Origin of the sequence: Chamaesiphon sp. OTE_75_metabat_556, assembly GCF_031378165.1 — a bacterium.
GTDB lineage: Bacteria > Cyanobacteriota > Cyanobacteriia > Cyanobacteriales > Chamaesiphonaceae > Chamaesiphon.
Genome location: NZ_JANNDR010000232.1, coordinates 1 through 6,486 on the forward strand (window position 1 = coordinate 1; position 6,486 = coordinate 6,486).

The following is a 6,486-nucleotide window of genomic DNA, read 5'->3' on the forward strand; positions in this document are numbered from 1 at the left end:
GAATGGAGCTGGAAAATCAACTTTGTTGAAGTTAATTTCGGGGATTCTCGAACCAACAGTCGGTAAAGTCCGAGTCAACGGAAATATCGCACCACTGATCGAGCTAGGTGCTGGCTTTGATGGCAATATTTCCGTCCAAAGTAATATTATTATGTATGGCGTTTTGCTAGGATTTTCGCGGCGGGAGATGGAGGAACGCACGCCCACGATCTTAGATTTTGCGGAATTAAATGATTATGCCCTGGTGCCAGTCAAGGGCTTGTCTTCTGGGATGGTAGCGAGATTGGGTTTTGCGATCGCGACAGATGTCCAGCCCGATATTTTGATTCTCGATGAAGTCCTCTCCGTTGGCGACCAAAACTTTAAAAATAAATGCCAGCATCGGATCGACAAATTTCTCAATGGTGATACTACGGTATTAGTTGTATCCCACGATCTCAATTTTATTAGTGCTTCTTGTGACAAAGCAATTTGGCTCGAACGCGGGCGCATTAAATTTATTGGGAGTGGCAAGGACACTGTCGATCGCTACCTGGATACTGTCACGGCTTAATCGAGCTTAGTAATGGCCTCGATCCGCGACCGAGAGCCGACCGCGATTGCTAATTAATATCGATCGTCATTGATCGAATCGATCGTTCGATCCGATTTGGGATCGAGACTTGCGGATCTCAACTTGACGGAGAGCTGCGGACGATTGGGGGTTTAACTGGCTTCCGTTCAGCTTTTGGTTCAAAGACGATCGGACAAGCCCAATCCACATCCCACCATTTACAGTGCTGGACTTCATCATTTGGATCGGGAACTAGTCCTAGCAAATCTTCGCGGACTGTATCTAAGAATGTGCCAGTACTAACATCCATAAATACAGTATTTAATAACTTAAAATGTTGTTTGATTTTGATTTTTTCACCACCGGCTGTGTGGTACACCCTACTTTCAAAAAACTTATTGACTCTACCGCCATCCCTAGACCACTGGTTCGTGCTACCAGACTTGACCCATTGAACGGTACCACTGGCAAAGTAAACTATTACTAATTTAGGATCTTCTACTTTCTTTTCATTCATAAAAATGTCACCCAGCGATCGTAAATTTTGGTTGATGGTTGCCTAGTCTCGCTTATTTGAGTTGCCCGCAGATCGAATGGTAGCTATGCATACAAATGCGACGATTGTGTCGATCTAGCGAACGGCACCTAGGACAACACATTATATCTTGTTATTCCCAGTCCGAAAAGTCAATTATTAGATCGACGAGCACTTTGGCTGGTATAATTACCAGATCTGCACTGAGGCATCAGTAAATTGTGCGATCGTGGTAACGACTAATCGCGCTTGATCGGCTGAATTTTCGATCGCATAATTCCCGATCCTGAAGTTGCTTTCGATATCGTTTCACTGGTAATTTTGTGCTAGCAGCCCTCCTATACGGTCGTGAAGATCTGCGCCTAGAGACTATCGATTTGACCTCACCCGCTGAGGGAGAAGTGACAATCGAGGTCGTTGCGGCTACTACTTGCGGAACAGATCTCAAAGTATGGCGGCGCGGCGGACACGCCAAAATGCTGGCGTTGCCGACTAGATTCGGACATGAAGCGGCGGGGAAAATTGTCGCCCTCGGGCGCGGCGTTACCGATTGGCAAATTGGCGATCGAGTAGTTGCCAATAATTCGGCACCCTGTCTGAAGTGCTTCTTTTGCGATCGGCAAGAGTATTCCCTCTGTCCCAACCTGACTTGGAATAACGGTACCTTCGCTCAGTACCAAAATATTCCTGCCCCAATCGTCCGGCACAATCTCCTCAAAATCCCTGCCGATCTCGATCCGGGATTAGCCTCGATGACCGAACCCTTAGCCTGTGTATTGCATGGTGTCGCGCGCAGCAATTTTACCCCTGATTCGAGAGTGGTAGTGATTGGCGATGGCGCGATCGGGTTGATGTTTGTGGCAGTGATGGCCAGCCAATGCCAATCGGTGTGGCTCTTTGGCGGGAACGATTCCCGATTGGCAGTCGGCGAGCACTTGGGAGCCGATCGAGTCTGGAATTACCACACAGTCGATATTCCTAGTACCGTGAAGGAATTAACCCAGGGCTGGGGTGCGGATATCATCATCGAAGCCACCGGCGTACCGAGCGTGTGGGAAACCGCGATCGCTTGCGGTCGTCCGGGGGCGACGATTAATTTATTTGGTGGGTGCCCCAAGGATACGACGATTAGTGTCAATACCGATCGGTTGCATTACAGCGAACTCACGCTCAAAGGGGTGTTTCACAATACGCCCCAGCACGTCCATGCGGCGTTAGCATTACTCGCCAGCAAATCGATCCCATTTGAATTATTAATTAGCGATCGACGTCCCCTCACCGATCTGGCGCAAACATTTGAGGATATGCGCGATCGTCGGGTGATTAAGGTAGCGATGTTGCCAAATTAGACGCTATCTAAACTCAGCCAAATAACTTACGCCAGCCGATCGCATGGCACAATAGAACAGATCGTTGAATAACAATTAACTGTGAAAATTGGGATCGTTGGCATCGGACTAATCGGCGCATCGCTGGGCTGGGATTTGCGCCAACTAGGACATGAAGTAATTGGTGTCAGTCGTCAACAAGCTACGTGCGAAACTGCCGAGCAGAAGGGGATTTGCGATCGAGCCAGTTGCGATTTAGCTAGTCTTGAAGCTACTGAAGTCATCTTTATTTGTACCCCAATCGCGGCGATTCTCCCGACGATCGAGCGATTAATTCCCCATCTTCAGCCCCAGACAATTATCACCGATGCTGGCTCTGTCAAAGGGGCGATCGTCGAGCCAGCTACCAAGCTCTGGCTGAATTTTGTAGGCGGACACCCAATGGCAGGTAACTCGGAGAGTGGGATAGCTGCCTTTGAGAAGGGGCTATTTGTCGATCGACCCTATGTATTGACCCCCACGCCAGCAACGGTACCTTCAGCCCTCACTACAGTTGATGAGCTAGTGCGATCGCTCAAAGCAATTGTCTATCAAACTACTCCAGAACACCACGATCTAGCTGTCGCCTGGATTTCTCATTTACCTGTGATGGTCAGTGCCAGTTTAACTGGTGCTTGCTTGGCGGAAACCGATCCGCAGATTCTCGACTTAGCCAAAAAATTTGCCAGTACGGGTTTTCGAGATACCAGTCGCGTCGGTGCTGGCAATCCCGAAATGGGGATGATGATGGCGCAATACAATCGGGAGGCTGTATTGCGATCCTTATATCGCTATCGCGATCGCCTAGATGGAATTATCGACTCGATCGCATCAAAACAATGGTCGGAAATCGAGGACTTATTAGCGACTAATCAAGCCGCTCGTCCTGATTTTCTCAATAGCAATGACTAGCCGCACATACTATTTAGGCATGGGTTTGACCGCACACAATCCAGCAATCGGCAAGACTTGTAGACAGTAGCCTTGTCGATCGCCATAACTATTCTTCTACGCAGATGCTTTTCGAGCATAAAGGATATTTGAAAACGCAAACAACCAAATCGGGCGCATATATTCAAAAAATTCCTCAAAAGAAAACTTTTTATCGCCACTATCATCGTACTGCGTGAGATACTGCTGCGCCTCCAGATCGGGCAATCCCCACTCTAATAGTAGGGTCTGAATCTCAAAGAACTCTAAAAAGCCACTGTGATCTATATCTAATTGACTGAATATCATTTGAGCTTTTTCTCGATCGCTGATTTTTTTAGGATCTTGGCTTAGATACTCATCTTGTAAATTAGTTACGGTTAGTCGCTGTTTAATACTAGGTATTTGCCAAATATTTTCGTAGAATAATTCAAAACTAAATCTTTCATTTTGGCTTTTTTGCGAGATAAAAGATTCCGCAAAACTATTGGGTACTTGCCATTGTTTTAAAATAGCTTTAGCTTCTTGATTATCTAGCCAGCCATTACTATCTGTATCTAGCTGATTAAAAACTTCGCGTGCTATTCCACGATCGGTCGCCCCTGTCACCGGACTGGCATAATTTGTCACCCACAATTCTTTAGCTTGCTCATTGATTAAAGTCTGTCTAGCACTCTCGCGAGTGAAGCTAATTCTTTCTTCCGGGGTAGGTTGCATAATTAGATCATAAAGTAATACATACCCCAACAGAAAGACAATTAAGATTAAATTGCCAGCAGCACCCAAAACTGCTGGAACCACCAGTAGTTGCGCCACTAAGATCGAGCTAGAGTAAAGCGATTCCTTAAATATCCCAATTCTTGAAAACAAGACATAAAATACCCGACACCAAACATAAATATTTAAAACTAAAAAGGTATTGACTATCCAAAATATTGATTCGGGGTTCAATAGTACCTGGACGGCACAATACAAGTGCAGCCCTATACAAAAAATATATGAAGGTAACATAATTGCCTTCGCACCAAAGACAATTGGAGTTTGATAACTTGACGAAGTGATGTGCCCAATAATTGCCGCTGATGCCATCCCGATCGCCCAGATAGCAGGATCGCTACTAAAAAAAGCCACAATACCACATCCTAACTCGATCGTTCCTGAAATAATATGCACTCGAATCGAAAATTTTCGAGCAGGAAGCATTAAGAATTTCGGATGCGGTGGGTTAGTATAGTGATAATATAATACGTAAAAATTGCACAATATGGAAGCTATACAAAGGGCAAGTTTTTGATTAGTTACAACTACTTCGCTACTAAAATTAGTTGAAAAATAGTAGCTAGCCACCATGTAAATTATTAGCGGTAGCATTAACAATGCTACTTTGATATTGTTGTTCATTTTTCTCTACCCTGTAATATTTTTCGAGGATATTATTCTGTAGTCAATCGTGTGCTATATGATCGTATATAGTAACCGATTTTGCTGGCTGTGGGACACTAAGTATCTCAAAAGAGCGTTGCTGAATGGTTCTACTTTGTTTGTCAATAGAGGGCAAAAAATGTTTGTCAATACATTTTAACTAGCAAAAAAGACCGTTCGAGTCGAACGGTCTTTTTGATAAATAAGTGTTCTGTTTATATGTAGTGGCATTTTTACAGCTAGCTACAGTGCAAATATTATTTGATAAACAACATTTCTTGATAAGTAGGCAACGGCCATAGATCGTCAGCGATTTCGCCTTCAAGTCCATCGGCATACTTACGGACATCATCCATCAATGGCCGCACTGTTTTGACTAAATACTGCATGTGGGCTTCCATCGAGTCAAAATCATCATTGTGTAATGATGCTTCTAATTTGCTGGTCAACTCCATCATTAATTTAGTTAAGCCAGCGACTGTGTGAGCACTGTCTGCATCGAAATCGACACCGATTTCTTTGAGTCCGGCAATCGTTGTGGACAAGTCAGTCAAGTACCGCGTTGCGGCTGGATAGATCAGTGTTTTGGCAATGCTAATTACTAGTTTGGCTTCGACTTCGATCGACTTGATATATTGTTCCGCATAGGTTTCATAGCGGCTGGCTAGTTCGACCGGGGAGAGAATCCCCATGCTGCTGAAGAGGTTGACGATCGCCTCTTCATTTAGGACTGGTAGTGCGTCGGCAGTTGTGCGCAGGTTCCGCAGACCGCGTTCTTCGACGGCCATTTTGTGCCACTCTTCGGAGTAACCGTTGCCATTGAAGACGATCGCACCATGATTGTCGATGACTTCTTTGAGCACGGTTTGAATTGCGGTATTGAGTTCGGCACCCTTGGCTACTTCAGCTTCGAGCTTGTCGGCCATCCAGGTCAGCGAATCAGCCAGGATCGTGTTCATGGCCACCAGTGGCCCCGCGACCGACTGGCCAGAACCAACCGCGCGGAACTCAAACCGGTTGCCAGTGAAGGCAAAAGGTGAAGTTCGGTTGCGATCGCCAGCATCTTTGGGCAACATCGGCAGCGTATCGACACCGATATTCATCATCCCTTTCGATATCGATCCGGTCAGATTGCCTTGCTTGATTTGGTCGAAGACATCTTGCAATTGCGAACCCAGATACATCGAGATAATCGCTGGTGGAGCTTCGTTAGCACCCAAACGGTGGTCGTTACTGGCTGTAGCAATTACCGCCCGTAACAGCGGCCCATAAGTATGAATGCCACGAATAATCGCTCCGCAGAAGACCAAAAACTGGACATTGGAGTGGGGATTGTCACCTGGATCGAGTAAGTTACCTTGAGTGGCATTCCCGACCGACCAGTTGACGTGTTTGCCAGAACCATTAATCCCCGCAAACGGTTTTTCGTGGAGCAAGCACATAAAGCCATGTTTCTTGGCCATTGTCTTGAGAGTCGTCATGATCAACTGTTGGTGATCGGTGGCGACGTTGGCAGCCTCATGATAAGGTGCGATTTCAAACTGACCGGGAGCGACTTCGTTGTGACGAGTTTTGGCCGGAATACCCAGGCGGTAGAGTTTTTCCTCGACATCTTGCATGTAGACTTGCACGCGCTCTGGGATGGCACCAAAGTAGTGATCGTCAAATTGTTGACCTTT

General features: G+C 46.1%; 6 protein-coding genes. 3 read left to right on the top strand and 3 right to left on the bottom strand.

Going from position 1 to position 6,486, the window contains the following annotated elements; all coding sequences use genetic code 11:
* A partial coding sequence (locus tag RMO27_RS09555; protein ID WP_309731750.1) for an ATP-binding cassette domain-containing protein occupies positions 1-553 on the top strand: 553 nt, incomplete at its 5' end.
* A 118-nt stretch (positions 554-671) separates the two neighbouring features.
* On the opposite strand, the gene RMO27_RS09560 is transcribed toward RMO27_RS09555, so the two are convergent.
* Positions 672-1,070, bottom strand: coding sequence for a hypothetical protein (locus RMO27_RS09560; RefSeq protein ID WP_309731754.1), 399 nt, complete (start codon positions 1,068-1,070; stop codon positions 672-674).
* Between the two features lie 341 nt (positions 1,071-1,411).
* Here RMO27_RS09560 and RMO27_RS09565 point away from each other — a divergent pair, with 341 nt between their 5' ends.
* Complete coding sequence (locus RMO27_RS09565) at positions 1,412-2,437, top strand: alcohol dehydrogenase catalytic domain-containing protein (RefSeq protein ID WP_309731756.1); 1,026 nt, start codon at positions 1,412-1,414, stop codon at positions 2,435-2,437.
* A gap of 81 nt (positions 2,438-2,518) precedes the next feature.
* Positions 2,519-3,367: a prephenate/arogenate dehydrogenase gene (locus tag RMO27_RS09570; protein WP_309731758.1), complete on the top strand. Its 849-nt coding sequence runs from the start codon at positions 2,519-2,521 to the stop codon at positions 3,365-3,367.
* 96 nt (positions 3,368-3,463) lie between these two features.
* Here the strand turns inward: RMO27_RS09570 and RMO27_RS09575 are convergent, their stop codons facing one another.
* Positions 3,464-4,786 (bottom strand): EF-hand domain-containing protein, encoded by a 1,323-nt coding sequence (locus RMO27_RS09575; RefSeq protein WP_309731760.1) that lies wholly within the window; start codon positions 4,784-4,786, stop codon positions 3,464-3,466.
* Positions 4,787-5,064: 278 nt separating this feature from the next.
* The coding region (locus RMO27_RS09580) for a glutamine synthetase type III (protein WP_309731763.1) at positions 5,065-6,486 on the bottom strand (1,422 nt) is incomplete at its 5' end.

Bases quoted from the DNA above. Each gene is read 5' to 3' on its own strand.
- RMO27_RS09575 (WP_309731760.1), bottom strand. From the start codon at position 4,786: ATGAACAACAATATCAAAGTAGCATTGTTAATGCTACCGCTAATAATT.
- RMO27_RS09560 (WP_309731754.1), bottom strand. From the start codon at position 1,070: ATGAATGAAAAGAAAGTAGAAGATCCTAAATTAGTAATAGTTTACTTT.